At 38.8% G+C, this 17,406-nt stretch carries 17 protein-coding genes and 1 tRNA gene; 7 read left to right on the plus strand and 11 right to left on the minus strand.

Features of this window, described 5'->3' with window-relative positions:
- Positions 1-23: 23 nt before the first annotated feature.
- From ACFIJZ_RS02570 to ACFIJZ_RS02585, 4 genes are read right to left on the minus strand one after another with little or no spacing between them, the layout of a single operon-like run.
- Positions 24-779, minus strand: a complete 756-nt coding sequence (locus ACFIJZ_RS02570) for a type IV secretion system protein (RefSeq protein ID WP_375630951.1) — start codon at positions 777-779, stop codon at positions 24-26.
- The gene (locus ACFIJZ_RS02575) at positions 776-3,136 is read right to left on the minus strand and encodes a VirB4 family type IV secretion/conjugal transfer ATPase (protein ID WP_375630952.1); all 2,361 of its coding nucleotides are present in this window, start codon (positions 3,134-3,136) and stop codon (positions 776-778) included. Before ACFIJZ_RS02575 ends, ACFIJZ_RS02570 begins: the two co-directional genes overlap by 4 nt.
- Positions 3,133-3,459, minus strand: a complete 327-nt coding sequence (locus ACFIJZ_RS02580) for a type IV secretion system protein VirB3 (protein WP_273791704.1) — start codon at positions 3,457-3,459, stop codon at positions 3,133-3,135. The genes ACFIJZ_RS02575 and ACFIJZ_RS02580 overlap by 4 nt, the downstream gene beginning before the upstream one ends.
- Positions 3,460-3,486: 27 nt before the next feature.
- The gene (locus ACFIJZ_RS02585) at positions 3,487-3,837 is read right to left on the minus strand and encodes a TrbC/VirB2 family protein (RefSeq protein WP_375630953.1); all 351 of its coding nucleotides are present in this window, start codon (positions 3,835-3,837) and stop codon (positions 3,487-3,489) included.
- 159 nt (positions 3,838-3,996) lie between these two features.
- Between ACFIJZ_RS02585 and ACFIJZ_RS02590 the strand changes: the two genes are divergently transcribed.
- Entirely contained in the window at positions 3,997-4,740 is a 744-nt protein-coding gene (locus ACFIJZ_RS02590) for a nuclease (protein WP_375630954.1), read from the plus strand.
- A 598-nt stretch (positions 4,741-5,338) separates the two neighbouring features.
- On the opposite strand, the gene ACFIJZ_RS02595 is transcribed toward ACFIJZ_RS02590, so the two are convergent.
- A complete protein-coding gene (locus ACFIJZ_RS02595) occupies positions 5,339-5,782 on the minus strand; it encodes a hypothetical protein (protein ID WP_375630955.1) in 444 nt (147 codons plus the stop codon).
- A gap of 3 nt (positions 5,783-5,785) precedes the next feature.
- Positions 5,786-6,124 carry a YqjD family protein gene (locus tag ACFIJZ_RS02600; RefSeq protein WP_375613241.1) on the minus strand — a complete coding sequence of 113 codons (339 nt, stop codon included), beginning with the start codon at positions 6,122-6,124 and terminating at the stop codon, positions 5,786-5,788.
- Positions 6,125-7,127: 1,003 nt separating this feature from the next.
- Here ACFIJZ_RS02600 and ACFIJZ_RS02605 point away from each other — a divergent pair.
- The gene (locus ACFIJZ_RS02605; RefSeq protein ID WP_375630956.1) at positions 7,128-8,030 is read left to right on the plus strand and encodes a MotA/TolQ/ExbB proton channel family protein; all 903 of its coding nucleotides are present in this window, start codon (positions 7,128-7,130) and stop codon (positions 8,028-8,030) included.
- The gene (locus ACFIJZ_RS02610) at positions 8,027-8,608 is read left to right on the plus strand and encodes a biopolymer transporter ExbD (RefSeq protein ID WP_375630957.1); all 582 of its coding nucleotides are present in this window, start codon (positions 8,027-8,029) and stop codon (positions 8,606-8,608) included. Before ACFIJZ_RS02605 ends, ACFIJZ_RS02610 begins: the two co-directional genes overlap by 4 nt.
- 832 nt (positions 8,609-9,440) lie before the next feature.
- On the opposite strand, the gene dut is transcribed toward ACFIJZ_RS02610, so the two are convergent.
- Together dut and ACFIJZ_RS02620 are read right to left on the minus strand one after the other, a co-directional pair.
- On the minus strand, positions 9,441-9,971 hold the full coding sequence (dut, locus tag ACFIJZ_RS02615) for a dUTP diphosphatase (protein WP_375630958.1): 531 nt from the start codon (positions 9,969-9,971) through the stop codon (positions 9,441-9,443).
- Positions 9,972-10,230: 259 nt separating this feature from the next.
- Positions 10,231-11,040: a VIT1/CCC1 transporter family protein gene (locus ACFIJZ_RS02620; RefSeq protein WP_375627767.1), complete on the minus strand. Its 810-nt coding sequence runs from the start codon at positions 11,038-11,040 to the stop codon at positions 10,231-10,233.
- Between the two features lie 1,074 nt (positions 11,041-12,114).
- On the opposite strand from ACFIJZ_RS02620, the gene ACFIJZ_RS02625 reads away from it, so the two are divergent.
- From ACFIJZ_RS02625 to ACFIJZ_RS02635, 3 genes are all read left to right on the plus strand, one after another.
- A complete protein-coding gene (locus ACFIJZ_RS02625; RefSeq protein ID WP_375630959.1) occupies positions 12,115-12,774 on the plus strand; it encodes a hypothetical protein in 660 nt (219 codons plus the stop codon).
- 270 nt (positions 12,775-13,044) lie between these two features.
- Positions 13,045-13,257, plus strand: coding sequence for a hypothetical protein (locus ACFIJZ_RS02630; RefSeq protein ID WP_375630960.1), 213 nt, complete (start codon positions 13,045-13,047; stop codon positions 13,255-13,257).
- Between the two features lie 843 nt (positions 13,258-14,100).
- Positions 14,101-14,307 (plus strand): hypothetical protein, encoded by a 207-nt coding sequence (locus ACFIJZ_RS02635; protein ID WP_375630961.1) that lies wholly within the window; start codon positions 14,101-14,103, stop codon positions 14,305-14,307.
- 42 nt (positions 14,308-14,349) lie between these two features.
- On the opposite strand, the gene ACFIJZ_RS02640 is transcribed toward ACFIJZ_RS02635, so the two are convergent.
- From ACFIJZ_RS02640 to ACFIJZ_RS02650, 3 genes are all read right to left on the minus strand, one after another.
- On the minus strand, positions 14,350-14,874 hold the full coding sequence (locus ACFIJZ_RS02640) for a type II toxin-antitoxin system PemK/MazF family toxin (RefSeq protein ID WP_273790913.1): 525 nt from the start codon (positions 14,872-14,874) through the stop codon (positions 14,350-14,352).
- A gap of 313 nt (positions 14,875-15,187) precedes the next feature.
- On the minus strand, positions 15,188-15,760 hold the full coding sequence (locus ACFIJZ_RS02645; RefSeq protein ID WP_273790912.1) for a disulfide bond formation protein B: 573 nt from the start codon (positions 15,758-15,760) through the stop codon (positions 15,188-15,190).
- A 12-nt stretch (positions 15,761-15,772) separates the two neighbouring features.
- Positions 15,773-16,378 (minus strand): YqaA family protein, encoded by a 606-nt coding sequence (locus ACFIJZ_RS02650; RefSeq protein WP_273790911.1) that lies wholly within the window; start codon positions 16,376-16,378, stop codon positions 15,773-15,775.
- Between the two features lie 222 nt (positions 16,379-16,600).
- Between ACFIJZ_RS02650 and ACFIJZ_RS02655 the strand changes: the two genes are divergently transcribed.
- A tRNA-Leu gene (locus tag ACFIJZ_RS02655) sits at positions 16,601-16,685 on the plus strand.
- The last annotated feature ends 721 nt before the right edge of the window (positions 16,686-17,406 follow it).

Here is a 17,406-nt window from a genome sequence, read left to right on the forward strand (position 1 = left end):
TTCAAGCCCCTCTTTTTTACTCTTTATTGACCACGCATTTTTTGGGCCAAAGCTTTGGTTCGTGCTTTAAATTCTTCCATTTCACGTCTTTCTGCCGCTTTTTCTTCTGCTTGTTGAATCATCATGGCAGCTTGCATTTGGAGTATTTTTGCTTGGAGGTCTGCTTGTACCGCTGATAATTGTGCTTGAATGCCTTGAATTTTACCCGCATCTTTAGTACTTCCAAGTTCGTCAAGGAGCTTGGTAATGTTTTTTTGTGTTTCACTGGCTTCTTCGTAGACGTCCTGGCCTTTTGCCGCTTCTCCTACTACGCGCTGTTCAGCTTTTTTCACTTCTTGTGCGTAAAAAGCATCTACTGCCTCTTTTGAGTCTGCGCCCCCCGCGGGCTCTTTGTATTTAAGTTCTTCTTGCCATTTTTGCGTGTTTTTGCTGCCGCCGCCGCCGCCACCGCCACCGCCGCCGCTGCCCATCGATTGTTGAAAGTGGTTAAAGTCAGAAGGAAGGGCGCCACTGCTCCCTTGCTTGTTAAACATCTCTTTCAATCCCGAAATGTCAGGCTTGACATTTAGGGAGTTATATAATTGTTTCGCTTGATCGAGTTGGCTCTTTAATTGCTCAAGCTGTTGTTTGCCTTGTTGAATTTGTTCTTTCAATTTGTCAAGTTGCTTTCCCCCTTGCATAAAAGATTTTAAATCGAATGTAGGCATTTGTGCAAAGGCATTTGTTTGAAAGCCAAATGAAGCTGCATAGACGGCTGTTGCCAATAAAAGTTTTTTCATTGTTTTGACCTTTCTTGAAAAATAGGAAGCCATTTTTCTGGAGATTGTCCAACTTCATCCATAATGGTCTCTAGGAGTTCAATATTCTTGGTGGTGCCACTTAAAATGGCTATTTCATCATCAAAGCCGCGTAAATTTAGTTCTGCTACAACTGAACTTTGTCCTTGTTTGATGAGAAAACGCCGTGACTCACGGCTTAATTCTGATTGTATCAGGTTAAATTCTCTGTCTGATAATTTAAAACCTTCTACATAATCCCCATGATTGCCCTTTTGATTGGGAAAATAAATCTGTGTGGGGCATTGCTCTATAATGGTGTGGGCAATGGTCGAATTGATTGCATCTTTGGGAGATTGCGTTGCAAACAACATCAAACCATTTTGTTTACGGATAGTTTTCAGCCTGTCTTGCGCAAAGGCTTTAAAGGAATCATCCTCTAAGGCTTTCCAAAATTCATCAATGACAATGATAATACGACGCCCATCAATCAGAGACAAAATCCTATGAAAAAGATACATCATTAATGGGGGACGAATTTCATTATTATCTAAAAAATCCGTCATGTCATAACCAATAAATTTTGCATCAATGCCAATGTCGTCATCAGGATTGTCAAAAACCCACCCTAAGGCATTGCCTTTACACCATCTTTCTAAACGACCCGCTATCCCCTCCCTGTGCGTGGTGTCAAAAAACATTTGTAAGGCCGATATTGTCCGTTGTTCTTTGGGTAATAAGGCAAGTTGGTCAACAGCAGCAGAAATATCTTGTCTTTCTGATTCACTGATCTTTTGATCTTCAGACGAAACAAGCTTTATAATCCATTGGCGTAAAAAAACTCTATCTGCTGGATTGTTATAGTCTAAGCCTTTTAGCGGTGCTATGCCTGTCGGTCTACCATTCTTCAAGGGCATATAAGTGCCGCCACCCGCTCTGACAAAAAGTTCTGCGCCCCGATCTTTGTCAAAAAAGACCATATTGGGATCATGCTTTTGAAGTTGCGCTAAAAGAAAATTGACAATAACCGTTTTCCCAGAACCAGAGGGACCACAAACAAACGTATTGCCTAAATCACCAAAGTGAAAGTTAAAATAAAACGGTGAACCAGCAGAGGTTTTCATCAAGGCTACCGCTGGTCCCCATACATTGCCATCTATTTTCCCAACCGGAAAAGAATGAAAAGGAGAAAGCGCTGCATAATTGCGGCTTGTTATTGCACCAGAGCGGGTGCGATAAGCATAATTGCCAGGCAATTGTGCCCACCAAGCCGCCGCTAACCCTAAGTCTTCCCGCGCAATGACAGCCCCACCATCTGTAAGACGAGAACGCGCTTTGGCAAGATTATCCGCTAACTCTTGCGGCGTATCAGCAAAAACTGCCAATGATAAATGATGCTCCCCTAAAACAAAACGATTGGATTCAAGATCATCAAGCGCATCATCAAGTTCCATAATTTGTGAACCTGCTCGATCTCCTGCATTGACCATTTGGTTTTGTTTGCGCCCCATAATCTGCTTGGCAATGTTTTTGCTCTTGAAAATAAAAGATTGGGTGAAAATAAACTCAAAGGGAAGGGTGAGCAAACCATCCGCCATGCCTACCCTAGTTTTTGCTGGATATTCTTTCCAACCAAACATGCCCGCAAACCGCTGTGCCGCCTCGGTGCGTATTTCTATGATCTCTTTTCCAAAAATGAGACGGTCTGAATAAACAGTTGAAGCTATCGTCCCCCATGTGAGAGGGATACGTTCACGACGACCTCCCACCAATTGGTGGATAAACTCACTTTGCTGCGAATAAATATTGCCTTCATGTTCATAAAGACTCAATCTTCTTGCACCATAGCGCTCTAAATTTTGAATAAGATCTGTTGTAATATCTTCAAGCTTGCGAATGGACTCTGCATCAACTTCTGTCTTTTCTTGCTTGGCTTTGCCTAAACGTTTGAAAAACTCCACTAATTTATCCGTTTGATCAACGTGTGGATTCCACAAAATCGAAAGATAAAGCTCATTGCGATAAAGCTCCTGTGAAATCATCCGGTCGCGATATTTATCATCTAATTGCTTGGCAAATGCCGATCTGAAAGTCCCATCCGGATAAACAGTTTCACGCTTTCTGATAATATGGCTATAAAGCGCTATCCGTTCATCCGCTATGTTTTTAAACAGATTATTGAGCTGTTCGTGAAGCACATTCAGATCAATAATATCCGCTGTCTCAAAGTTAATGCCTTCAAGTTTAATAACGCTCATGAGAGCGCGTGAATCCAGCGCAATGATGTGCTTGTTGACATGGCGCACATAAGGAATGATCGCCTCTGGCTGCTTTTCACGTTTGCGCTCTGTTCTATTCATTGTAATTCCTCATAATTACGAATTAATCGTAATGGAGAAATACTTCCCCCACCCCATAGACTCGAATTTCTGGCAAAAATAGATGTCTTTTGCCATGTCAGAAGAATACGAAATTTGTTATGGTCATGCTTTAGGATTTCCTTGAATATGAAATGCAGCATCACACCAAAGGTGATAAGAAAAATATTGCCTGTCATAATAAACAACATCATCGTTCCTATCGCATTTAATCCCATAGCTTCCACCGTCACGCCTGCGATCATTGCAGGGCGCGTGCAAGCAAGAAATAACGTATCTTCTGTTAGCTTGTCGTGCTCTTTCATGGCTTTGAAAGGCTAAAGTTAAGCGAATTAAGACATAAACATTGATGCGATTTGTGGTGCACCAAAAACAATGCCGATGCCAACACAAACAAAGAAAGCTTTACGCATTTCAACATAACCAGCAATCCATGCAAGCCCAATACCAGCAACCGCAATGGTTGCAATCGATTTTGCAATGTTTCCTGTTAAAGCTTTGACTAATTTATCAAGAGCGCCTTCAATTTTTCCAAAGTCACCTGCGGCAAATGCTGGTTCACTCAGTGCGATGAAGGCAATAAACAGCATCAATGCTGCTGTTAACCATTTCTTTTGGGTGTTGGATAGAATAGTTTTTTGTAAGGTATGTTCATTAATGAACGAATTATTCATGTTTTTCATGAAAATTCCCCCGCTTTATGTTTAAGTTGATCATAAAATTAATATTCAAAATATTAATCGGGAATCATATAAATGAAAAAAATAAATTTTTCTATCGATAAATTAATAATATTTAATCTTTTATTATTTAATGAACAATAAAATACAGCAATATTCAAAATGATACTTTTAAAATATCTTCGATCAGCGCCTAAATATATTATCTTAATTTGTATTATTATTTTAGGATACTTTTATTTAAGTCAACATAATGAACAACTTACTCAAACTTCTTTTTTAAAAGGATCAGAAAAGACAATTGGAAACCCCGTTCAAAATCCGAAGTCACAATTGATAGATTATGCAAACCAACAAGACGTAAACCAACAAAATGTGGTATTGCATCCAGAACCACTCGCATCACAATTTTATGAAGAAAATGTGCCGGTCTATTCCGGTGCTATACAGGTTACAAGTGGTGTGACCTTTAAAATGATTACGCTTGTAGATGATGGGTGGAGAAAAAAGATCATCCGTGATATCCGCTTATATGGTGTGGAAAGCTGTGAAATGAGGCAATTTGCCTCACGCAACGGAGTTAAGTGGCCTTGCGGTGCTTTTGTTACGGCTTGGCTTGTTTCAAAAACAATTGATAAAAAGGTTACTTGTCGGCAAGCACGTGTCGTTCAACAGGTTCATTATGCACAATGTTTTGTAGATGGGGTTGATCTGGCGCGGTTGGGGCTTGCTGAAGGGTTGATGGTGTTGACGAAAGATCAGCATCATTTTCCATCCCCAGCAGACTATAAAAACTTACAATCTGCTGCTCAAAAAGCACAAAATGGTTTATGGTCGAGCCAATTTCAACAACCAGAAGATTGGCGAAGAGATCATGGAAGCTATAATCCCATTGACCATAATTAATATTGACCATTATTGATAAAGCGTTCTCTCAAGCGCTATTTAAAAATCAAGACAATATTCTACTGCGAATCTTATCAGAAAAAAGTTAATTATAATCCACACAGTCCTTGGTGGACAACGCTCGTTATGGAAAATTGTTGTGTTTAAAGCTCGCTTACGCATATAGGTTGCTCACTACAGCGCTATGGGAGAGCGCGTTTCCTTCCCCTAAACAAAATAGTCATTGTAACAAACATGAGTGTTCAGAAAAATCTGAACACATGCAAACTACTGATGTGACCTATGGTCATGAAAAAAGGCTTATGAAAAAATAGAGAAAAGGTAAAACTGAAAACACCTTGCCTTCAAAAAACAACCAATTGCTTCAAATCAAACCAGAATTTTTAATGTAAGTTTTGCCTTATGTTGTTATGTTCATGAAATATGGGTTGCAATCTGAAAGAGAGTGTAGCGGTTCTATGGAATTTTTAGCAAAATGAAGGGGATTTTTTTCAGGCTTTTGAAGAAGCTAAAGAGACTATGAGGAAAAAAATGTGCTTTCTTTTGCTATAAAAGAAAGCACACTGAGGGGGAATTTAGAGTGACAGTTTTACATATTTTACTTTGAAAAGCGGTCTTTTTTATCTTTTTTCCACAAAAAATAAGTTGCAAGTCCGAGAATGGGAACACCCAATTTGGCAAAAGGGAGATGTTGACTGAGAGCTGCAAGGCTGGAAACGGTCGCATCTGTCATGAGTTTGTGGCGTTGTTCTTCTGTCTTTTTTTGTTGGTCATAGCGTTGATAAGTTTTGAGAACGCGACTGATAATAAGACCTAATCCTGCAAGAGAAAGACAAATTAAAAACATGATACTGGCGGCAGCAAGAGGCTTCATAACAGAACATAACGCAATAAAACCGATGGTACATAAAAAAAGCAAAGACATGAAGAATGAAATGCCAATAAACCCATAGAAAATTGCTTGAAGGCGTACTTGCTTGACTGTGCTTTTAAGCCCTCCACCGACAAGATGGTTTAAAAGAGGCGCGATAAACTTATGCATTGCTTAACGACGCAGTAATTGAGAAAGAATAAAACCAACCCCTGCGGCAAACAAAACGCTTTTGCCAGGATTTTTGCGAACGCATTGATTCATGGTTTGTTCAAGATCACTGATTTTGTCTTTTGCTTGAGACATCATGTCTTCACCACTTTCTTTCGCTGAGTGATATAGTTTTTCCGCTTTGTCTTTGGCGGCGTTAAATTTGTTTGCACCAAGATCTGTTAGGGTTGAGGTAATCCCTGAAATTTCAGTGCGTAACGTTTCTAATTGTCCTTGTAGGTCTTTTTGTTGGTCTTTTTCTACGGCTGATTTATCGTGCTGTGTTGTTTTATTATGGGCCATGGTATTTTTCCCTCTTGATTCATTATATTTGTATTGGTGTGTTCATAGTGATCATTTGCATTGGAGTGAAAATTTTCACTGCTTGAGTAACGCCAAAAGCTTTTTTTGGTTCCTTTCATTTTGTCGAATTTAAAACTGTTTTTGATAAAATAAATCTTTCCTATACGATATGCTTTGTCTGTAAAGGGTCGCATCTGTTGAGAATTGTCTTATGCTTTTGCAGCAATTTAGCACCATTCTTCAGTTTCTCGTGGCGCAGTTTTTTTATAAAAGTTTTTTAAAAAGCCTGTTGAGGTTTATTTTTTAGGCTTGTGACAGGTAAAAAACATCGTTGTTGCGATTTTGCGGCAGAAATAATGTCATTTTTATGCTTTTGCAGAAGAAAAAGAAAATAATATTGCGGCTCTTTGCTCTCTATGTATTTGGGGGCAACACGCGCTCCCCATGATACTTTTGGTCAGTTTAAGATATTGCGATCGTTCTTTTTTTAAACGTAAGGTATATTTTTATTTTAGGGTAGAAGAGGTACTTCAGTGCACGGGTTTTTAGAGATGTGCGTATCCTTTTCTTCAAGAGTTTTATGATATTTTTGCTGCTTGTTTCATGTAAGCAAATATTTTGTTGGCTTTAAAAGAGCCGCTGAAATGAGAGAAACTTTGCGATATGAGAGATTTATTTAACAGGAACGATGATAAATTATTCTTATAAATTAAAATATTATATGCGATACTTCTTGTAAGTTTATCATTTTGCCTAATTTATGCAATAAATTGATTGGGTAAGATAAACTTGTTGAATTGTTAGAGAAAAATTTCTTGAGTAATTTCTTTAAAACAAGAGAGAGCTTGTGGAATAAAACTATACTTGATTTATCAAGTTTTCTTTCTTAAGAGGAATACACAAGTGACGTTAAAAGGGTAGTGGCATTTTGGAACAGTGATGCTATGCGGGGTGACGATCCAGCTCATAAATAAAGATAAGAGCACAAGAATGTGAGATAAAAATGGAATCTGAAACAGTCCCTTTAGATAAAACAGTCCCTTTAGATAATATGTCTGCTGTATTGACAGTGCATGATTTTTCTCCTCTTTCTATGTTTATGGCTGCTGATTGGGTGGTGAAAGCCGTTATCATTATTTTGTTACTTGCTTCACTTATGTCTTGGACAATTGCTTTTGTGAAAATTGTTGAGATCACTTTGGTAAAACGAAGAGTACGTCATGAACTTCAATTGGTTCTAAATGCTCAGACTCTTACGCGTTTGGCAGCTAGCTTGAAAGAAAGCAAAGGGGCTGGTGTGTTTTTTCTCAAAGAAGTCCTTAAAGAGGTGTATCTTTCTGCACAACAGGTTCATTTTTCTGCTCCTGAAGGGATAAACGAAAGCTCTGGTGAAAAAACCAGTACAGAGGAAAGGGCACAAACGATTGAAGATATTCTCTTTTATGAGGAGAGCAATCAATATGAAGATGTTTCCCGCGATGTTCGCGATGCTAAGGCTCGCGATGTTCATGAAGGTTTAAAAGAAAGGGTTCATTCACTTTTGTCACGCTGCTTGCTGGCTGCTACACGCCGTGTTGCATGTGGAAGCGCTGTTCTTGCAACTATTGGCGCAATTGCTCCTTTTGTTGGTCTTTTTGCAACTGTTTGGGGAATTATGAATTCTTTTATTGGGATTGCTCAGTCTCAAACAACGCGACTTGATGTGGTGGCGCCTGGAATTGCTGAAGCCTTATTCGCAACGGCTGTTGGGCTTTTTGTGGCTATTCCCGCCGTTGTTATGTATAATAGCCTTATGCGTGCTTTGAGTGGTTATCGTAGTGATTTAGGTGATATCGCTGCTGCTCTTGAAAGGCTCTTGAGCCGTGAACTTGATAGACAAAGACAACAGAAAAGTCATAAAAAATGAAAGCAAGCCTTAATAATGATTGGGATATAGACGAGAGTGGGTTGCAAAGCGAAATCAATGTGACCCCTTTTATTGATGTTGTATTGGTGTTGCTTATTGTTTTTATGGTTGCAGCGCCTTTGGCAACATCTGCCATTTCCGTTCAGCTTCCTTCTATAACTCAAGCACCTTCAGTGGTTCAGTCTGATGAACCTCTTTATGTTACGTTGCAAAAAGATCGTTCTCTTTACATTGGTGATCATCTTGTAGAACAAGCAGCTTTGAGAGAAGCTTTGTTGAGGGAAACGACGCAAAATTTAGAGACAAAAATTTTAATCAAAGCGGATAGCGAAATTGATTATGGTACTGTCATCGATTTATTAAATCAAATACGCATGGCTGGATATCATAAAATCGGTCTTGTAGGATTGCAAAACTCTACCAATCTTGTCTCAAGAGGTGAGATCAATAATAAAACAACAGGGGTAGCGAACGCTGCTGTCGATGGAGCGGGTGGTAACGTTGTGGGGCATGTGGATGCCGTAACAACGAGCACTACGGGAAACGCTAATATTCCAGCCGATGTCTCTGATCAGTGATAAAAAACAGCCTTTGTTGCAGGAAGCAAAGCATATTACTCAAAGTCGTAGAGTGAAATTGATGAGGGTTCCGTGGATTTATTAAACCAAATACGCATGGGTTTGATATTATGCAGGGGATTCATATATTGAATCGGTTTTTTAGGATTAAGCACTACTCATCTTGCCGCAAGAGGTGTGATCAAGAAAACAGCAGAGGCGATTGTTGTGTGTCTTAATACATCTTAAAGCCCTTTTTGCGGCGGTGTTCATAAATGGTATAACCGTAAAGCCCCCGTAAAATAATCAAAAAATCTATCGAACCTCACTCTCTTTATGCTTAATAAAAGAGTAAGCGAGCACCATTATCGTATTTATATTTTTTTCCCAAGACAGTGTTAATATACGTATTCATTGTAGGCATTTTTTCAGTTTTTATCTGTATGCTAACCACGTTTGGAATGTGAGAAACATGCTTTTGATTGATTTAATATCAATAGGCTTGCCATGAAACAATCTTACAGTACTGAGATCTCTCATTTAAGTTGAAAGACAATTCATTATTATTATAAATCAATATGATGTATAGATTGTCGACATTACAAGCAGTGTGTGAACGCTCAATGGTTAATGCCAATGTTTTTGTTATGGGGAAGGGGTATCGGGTGATAATGAAGTTTTTTATAGCGCACGAGACGTAATTGAGAGATGATTGTTTAGAGCAGCGTTTAGTGAAAAAACTTTGAAAGCAAATGCGCACTCCTTTTGCACTTTAAAAGCCCAAGGGGTTTTAAGTGAAAGAGTGGTTGGAATAAGTATGTGTTATTTTGAGAGGAGCGATTTTCAGAGCTTCTTAAGTGTGTCCCGTTGAACCAAAACCTCCTGTTCCACGGCTCTCGTTATGGCTTTGGGTATTTTGCTCTGGTTCAATGGCGCAAACATTAACTTGGGATACGGGGGCGATGACTGTTTGGGCAATGCGCATGCCCCGTTGGATTGAAAAGTCTTCTTGTCCTAAATTGATAAGAAGGACTTTGACTTCACCACGGTAGTCACTATCAATCGTTCCTGGAGTGTTGAGGCATGTGATGCCGTGTTTTAAGGCTAAGCCAGAGCGTGGACGTATTTGTGCTTCAAACCCAAGAGATAAATGAAAAATGAGACCTGTTGGAATAAGTGCCCGCTGCCCAGGGGCAAGAACAAGCGTTTCTTCTTCTCTAATTGCTGCCCGTAGATCAAGACCCGCAGAACCCGCTGTCGCGTAGCAAGGAAGTTCTAAACCTTGTCCGTGTGCAAGACGCTGAACAAATAAAGTCTGGGCACGTGAAGATTGAGAAGAGACAGGATGGTTGTTTAAAGGGGCGTTGGTTTCAGTGTGCGACATGATCAAGGCATTTCCAAAATATGAGGTCTAGAAGAAAATGATACTTTAACAAAAGATATCTATAAAACCAAGTCGATAAAGGTGTGTGGATATAGGTTGTCCCCAGAGCTTGCTTATCATCTCTTACTGACCTAAAATATTCCACAACACCACCTAACATTATCAATGGCATTTTTCAATAATGGCATCATCAAGGATGGCTTATGCCTAGGGGCATGCACTTATTTGAGATCTAAATTATGGTTACAGATAAGATTTTTTAGATACTACCGATAAGAATACCCGTGGCAAAAACCAGAGCTCCCCCAATGATGACCTGTAAAGAGGCGCGCCAAAAGGGAGTGGACATGAATTTGTTCTGAATCCAGACGATGGCGCCTAGTTCGAAAAAAACAATGATAAAAGCAATAATTGTCGCTACATAAAAAGAGTTGATCAAATAGGGAAGAGTATGACCTAGTCCTCCTAATGTTGTCATAATGCCGCTGGCAAGACCTCTTTTTAATGGCGAACCACGCCCTGATAATTTGCCGTCATCATGGGCTGCTTCTGTAAAACCCATTGAAAGTCCCGCACCAATTGAAGCTGAGAGCCCTATCAAAAAAGTTTGATGCGTGTCTCCCGTGGCAAAAGCTGCGGCAAAAATGGGGGCAAGGGTAGAGACAGAGCCATCCATTAATCCTGCAAGACCTGGTTGAATCCAAGTCAAAAGTGTTTGTCTTTGCGTTTTTGAAGGTTTTTTTATGGTGTGATTTGCCGCTGTTGTTTTTTGGGAGGGATGGCGGCTCTTTCCTTTCACAAGAGAAGTTTTGTCACATAATGAACCGATAGTGTTTGCACGATTATGACAAGAAAGGCACAAAAGTTGCTTATAATTTTTAAGCTCTTGAAGCCCCATGGCGGTAAAAACCGCGGCTTCCTTAGAGGAATAAGGTTCTAGAGCTTTTGCATATTTTAAATAGAGCGCCGCATGTTGCTCTTTTAATTTGAGCGCTTTAAGTATCACGTTTTGTGCTGAACGAAAGGACAGAGCTTTACGTTGTACAAATGAAAAAAACGATCTCAACATTTTCTGTTCCTCTGCACTTTAGAATAATTCTAAAACATAAGAAAAATAAACCGAAAGTCAATCTAAAAGTTAAAAACTGACAAATTACAAAAAGGTTGCACTGAGAAAAAAGGTGATGGGATGCTGAGAAAGTATAAGGAGATTCATTAAATGGAGACGACAGGGGCGCATGAAAGAAATGATTACGTGAAAAAATTTAAGAGACAATGTGCTTTATTTTGCTACAGGGGCGTTTGAATGGAGCATTCTAATGTATTGATGCTCGAGAATATAGGAAAGGAATAAGCTAGCATCATCATTCATTTGATGCGTTCAAAAGACTGTAACAGCTCTTAGAATTTGAAATGATTCTTTAAAAGAGACCTTTTTCAAGGGATAAAAGCCCATTTCGCGAGGGTGGGCCCCCGTGAAGAGTATAGAAGGGTAGAGCCGCAAAATTTCCATGAAATAATATAAACTCCATTGAGTCTTCTTAATCTTTACGCTTCATAAAAGAGCAAGCTGGCATCATCATACACCTTAGCTCCCAGTGTTGCGACAGTCTTTAGCACGGTTCATTATAGGCATGGCATTTTATTGTACAGTTTTACGCCACTCATTCTGCTTGTGGAGGTGTAAGACAGTATTCTTATGATATTTACGCGCATTTTAGCGTTGTTACAGCTTTTGCATTTAGGTGGATTTGTTAGCGTGTAACGAATTATCTTTTGTGCTGTAATTGCAGGGGCAGGTTTAAGGGTGGGAGTGCATAAATGACAGAGATATTATCATATCAAATTGTTTGATCACGCATAAAAATTTACACTTTATGAAGGGGCATTTATCGCCTTGTAACTTGCCTGATATCTTGTATGAAAGCCCAAAATTCAGTAGGATTCTCTCATTTCAAAACTTCTTATCTTAAATCAATTCAAATCATTTTTTTGTGGATCACAAGGAAGGGTGTGGGTGCTGTGTTTTTATTTAAAGTATGGGATGAGTTGAAATGTGAAAAGTGCATAATCTCTACGCGTTAACAAACGTTTTTGATGTTTTTAAAAAAGAGCGAAATTGTGCAGAAAAAAGAGTAACTCTATGGAAATTGATGATAGTTTAGAATGGTTTTTGGGTTTGCACAAACTAACAATACCGCAGGCAGCGCTTTTAATAGTTGGATTAAATCCAGGAAAGTGTTTGTTTCACGATGAAACAGAACCAGAAAAGAGTGATATTTACGAAGATAACCTTTCCGTATCATCAGAGAAAACTGCTTGTTTCCGAGGAGCTTATAATGCCATAGTTCAGGCAGGAAAAGACGATCAATTAAAGATAGAATGGTCGAGTTTTTCTAATTATATAGAGACATATTCCTCATATGTTCTCGTTGATGATTTAAAAAAATGGCTTTTATTGCGTGGTCTGCGTCCTGCGTTTTTTTTCCCTGAGGATAATTTTGCTGAGACTAAGGATCAAAAATATGCGTTTCAAGATCCAACGCATCCACGTTATGCTCCAAAGCTTGCTGCTATTGTTGCGGCATGGGAAGCGGTGAGTGAGGCTGAGGGTGGTAAAACTGTTAAAGGAACGCTTATAAAGTGGCTTAGTGAAAATGCCGTTCAGTACAAGTTGGTAGATGATAATAATTTACCAAGAGAGAAGCTTATTGAGGAATTAGCGGCTGTTGCGAATTGGGAACCTACCGGAGGGGCGCCTAAGACACCTGCCAGCTCTCTTTTATCAAAAGAAAAAAAATAAAAAGATCACTAAAATTGTGCTGCTTTTTTTGATAATTTTGAAGGTAATCTCTTTTTCTGGGGGATATTTTTACTTTTCTTCCCTAGATTATAAGTAATTGTTTTTCAATAAAAATATTTTTTATAGTGTTCCTCTGACTGTTCAGGCGGGGGAAAATAGACATTTTGGGGCAGTAAAATTTACCCTGTAGTTTTCGTAACTTACCTCTCTATTTTTGTTTGATTTTTTTGGTCATTTTTAAAATCCAAATCAATTAAAATGGAGTTGAAAATGATAAAAATATTTTCTTTTTTTACGGTGCGTGGAAGTGCAAAAAATCCTCAAGTCAATGCACCGATAAATGCACCAATATTGAAGCAGCCTGTTGCCGATGAGGTGGTGCGTAAATCGTTTAGAATAGGTGTATTGTCGTGTTGGTTAAAGTTTGAACTTATCCTTGTTATGGAAAAGGTCAAAGCTGAGCGCCATACGCTTTCTCCATAAAGAAATCTTGTCATCTATGAGCGAGTGAGGATTTCTCTTGAAAAATTTGCACAATAGCAAAACTCGTTAGCAAAACCCGTTTTGTGGTGTAACAAAAAGGATGTCATAAATGATTATCTCATCATAAATATGCTTTAAGAATAACCCGTGCGTGGCGAAAGTCTATGGCGTAGTCGCTATAGATTTTTGCTCCGTGTGTGATGATCAATACTCTTGTTTATCTCTTGTCAATGCAAGTGCCCATGAAAGTGATGGATGTCTATTGTTCCATTGTGATGCTTGGTTGTTCATGTTTAGAAACGACAAGTGTATTAAATGCGATAGGGCTGATAGAAAGGAAAACGTATCCTGTAAAAATAGGTGTGTCTTTAAAATAAAGCTGATAAACGAAATTATTTTTTTATCTACCTTTTATATGGTGAGAAAAAAGGCATTCAAAGTGCAAGCATAAGCAATTTAGCAGTAAATCCCAAAATAGCATAGATCGTTTCTAGGAGAACAGGGAAGAAAATCTATCTGCAAAAGCTATGTTAGATCATGTGACCGGTGAAATAATGTGGTTAGGGCAATAAACAATTGTTTTTGGTGAAGAGATAGAAATCGGTTGGGTGTTGATTTCTGGTTTATTAGAGAATTTTCTTTGTTATCTCGTCAAATACGATCGTTTGAGGTGTGGTCATATAAAGCGAAGCTTTTTTTCAATCTTGGAAAGATATTCCCATTGCGGAAAATCATATAAAGTTTAAGCAACGGCAGCATGATTTTTTGTGCAATGAAATGATAAGTATGTACAATATCTCGGTAATCTCCATGGGAAACTTTACCGGATCCAAGGTGTGGATATTGTCTTCTGCTTATCCCAAATCGCAGATATTTCAAAACAACAACGGTGGAGCAAAACAACAACGGTGGAGAATGAATGTTGGATATGTTCTAGGGAAGGTTGCAAAAAATGGCAGTTTTCAAAAAAATACTAAAAATGACGAAAGGAGCGGTTTCCCACTCCTTCGTTCCTATCTCCCCTTGCGGGGAAGCGGCCACCATTACTGATGCCGTGTATGCTGATATAGGTACACTTATTTTTCCCAAAAGTCAATACTGTAAATGCGGTAAATATTTGAGCATCAGAGCTACAACTTTATGAAAATCTTCGCAGGATAACCTTGGAACGGTACGTGAGCAACTTAAACGACTTACAGAAACTGTTGTGACATAATTGCAGATAATCCACGCTTTTTTATTCTCTATGGGAGATTGTATTGGATATGCAGCGGGATTATTGGGTTGTGATTTCGTTGAAAAAGGTAAAACTGTCACATTTCCATATAATTTTGCATTCTTAGAAAGCACTAAAACAGGCCGCTTTTTCCAAAATTCAGGGAGTATCGAATCATGAGGAAAATCGCACCAAAAAACTTGCCTGATGCGTGGTGCTGATTTGATTCGTGGTTTTATATGAGGTGGTTTTTCGTAAGGCGCATTTAAATCCCTTTCTTTTATATGCTCGCGCCATGCATTATGATCATGTTCCATCATAACACATGGTTCTTCAAGTTTGGTTATATCTAAGGAAATAGGTGATAGGGTAGAAGGCTCTGTATTCTTATCTTCAGCCATAGCAGACCATTTATATTTATTGGTCCCCTCACTTATTATTTTACGGCTTTTCTATCACGAGTTTTTATCAAAATGTTGCTTATAAGTACAGAGAGGTGAAACCATAAAATGGATGTATCTGCTTATTTTTGTCTTTTGAGTACAACGCTAGAGGAGGGATGTTGGTGACTCGTTGGTGTTGGTGGGGTGGTTTGGCGTTTGGGTGGTTTGGCGGTGGGTGGTTTTGGGTGGGGATTGGTGACTGGAGAGTTGTTGGTTAGGGGGGAAGCGATTGGAGAGAACGAGTGAACGCGGTTTCGTTTCTATTTTATGGTTAGAGTTTTTTATTGCTTGAAAGAATGCCTTTTGAAGTAATATAGAGGCTTATAAGGCTGAAAAATAGGCTTGAGACGACATTCCAACCGGCAAATGAAAGAAAAAGAAAGCGTGCGGATGCTTCAGAACAAGAAGGGGGATGAATGTTGTTTAATTGGCTGAGCAGCTGGTTAATGTCTGAGGTTTTTCTGACTGCGCTTAAACCACAACTGAGGGGAGCAGCCCAAAAGCCATATTCAACACCCGCATGATAAATGGCTAAAACAAGGCTGATGCACATTAAGACAAAAACACACAAAAATAAAAGTTGTACCCAAGCAGTTATGCGAAAAAAATATGCCCCAAAACCTGCTAAAAGCAAAAATGGTATGGCACCATAATAGGGGAAACGCTCTATGAGACATAAATCGCAAGGAAGATACCCTCCGAAATGTTCAAAACCAAGGGCAATACCTATTGTGGCAGACAAGCAAAAAGCGAGAAAAAAAGCCCACAAACTTTGTTCTTTTCTGCTGGGTTCAAGATGAAGGTGCTTGTGTAAAAGTGGGTGAGAAGACAAAACGCATGCCATTAAGTCTGTTCCTTATAAAAGCTTCCTGTTTAAAAAAGCTATGAAAATCCCATAAATTAAAAGGAGGCTAACACAACCAATGAGAACAATCCATTTGAAATGCTGTACTAAAAAATTCATTGCTTTTTGTCCAAAATGTTTAATCAGCCACGCGAGAAGATAAAAACGAGCGCCTCTAGAAAAAATACAAATAAGCATGAAAAGTTCAAGACGTACACTCATTACACCGGCCAAAATTGTGACAATCTTGATGGGGGGAAGATGAAAAAAACCTGATGTTATCAGTAAAATGATTAGAAATTGCAGGGTTGCACTATTTTTCAGAGATTCAAAACTTTCAACCTTACCATAAATTTCTAAAATGGGTTTGGCAAGGGTATCATAGGCAAAATGTCCGATAAACCAACCGGCAATGCCTCCTAATACAGAACAGATTGTCGCAATCAAAGCATAGCGATAAACCCGCTTTTGATGGATAAGAAGCATCGGAATATATAAAACATCTATGGGAATTGGAAAAACAGAACTTTCAATAAAGGCAATGAAACCAAGCCAGTGTGGTGCTGTACGCCGATTTGCTAAAGAAATCGTCCAAAGCTTTAATTTGTTTAATATCATGAGGCTTTTTATAAGTTTAAGAGGTAAAGACTTTACAAATGAGATTGCTATAAATCCGGTAGAGAAATCCAATAAAGAAAATATTCCATAAAATAGATAAGAAAATGATATGAATTCTTAAAAAATGAGAAGTCTTCTGTTGACGAATCTGTGCTTCTTCATATAGTGCAAAGGAATAATCGACAAGTCTATCTTTTATAGTCCTGTCTTTTATAAAAGTGTGCGGGTGTGGTGGAACTGGTAGACGCGCCAGACTCAAAATCTGGTTCCGAGAGGAGTGTCGGTTCGAGTCCGACCACCCGCACCACTTCATAAATATTTCCCTTGATCCTGTTATGGCGCATCACTTTGGTTTATAAAACATGGGATTTATAAAATATGGGGGGATTTATAAAACATGGGATTTATAGACCGTGTTCAATGTTTTGCATGTTGAATGAAAAACCTCGAATACCGTAGGATTCTCTCATTTCAAGTCTGCTTATAGTAAATCAACCAAAATCATGTCGCTCGTACGTTACAAGCTAGATGAGCTCGCGTGGAGTGAAATTTTACAAAAAATGAATAAAAATGCCTCTTATGCCGTTTCAAGGGCATCATTGGAGGTAAAGTGTATGATGGATGGTGCCAGCTTGCACTTTTATGAAGTGTAGAGATGGTGCTCTATAGATTTTATATTCTTGTAGGTGCTGTCGCAAAATGGGCTTGAGGGTTTTGAGAGATGTTTCTTTAAAACACGCATGTGCATTGGCAACCAAAGTGTCTTGAATTTGAGTGTGTTTGGTTTGAAGCGTTGTCGTATGACATGAGGGGCGTGATCGCCAAAAAGATATGTGAGCAACAAAAGCATGAGGCAATGCGTAATCTCCACTCTTTAAAAGACAGAGTTTTAGAGGTTTAAAAAAATAGTGCTTTAGAGGCTTTATAGATTTTATATTCTTGTAGGTGCTTTCGCAAAATGGGCTTGAGGGTTTTGAGAGATGTTTCTTTAAAACACGCATGTGCATTGGCAACCAAAGTGTCTTGAA

Origin of the sequence: Bartonella sp. CL70QHWL (assembly GCF_042194855.1) — a bacterium.
Taxonomy (GTDB): domain Bacteria; phylum Pseudomonadota; class Alphaproteobacteria; order Rhizobiales; family Rhizobiaceae; genus Bartonella.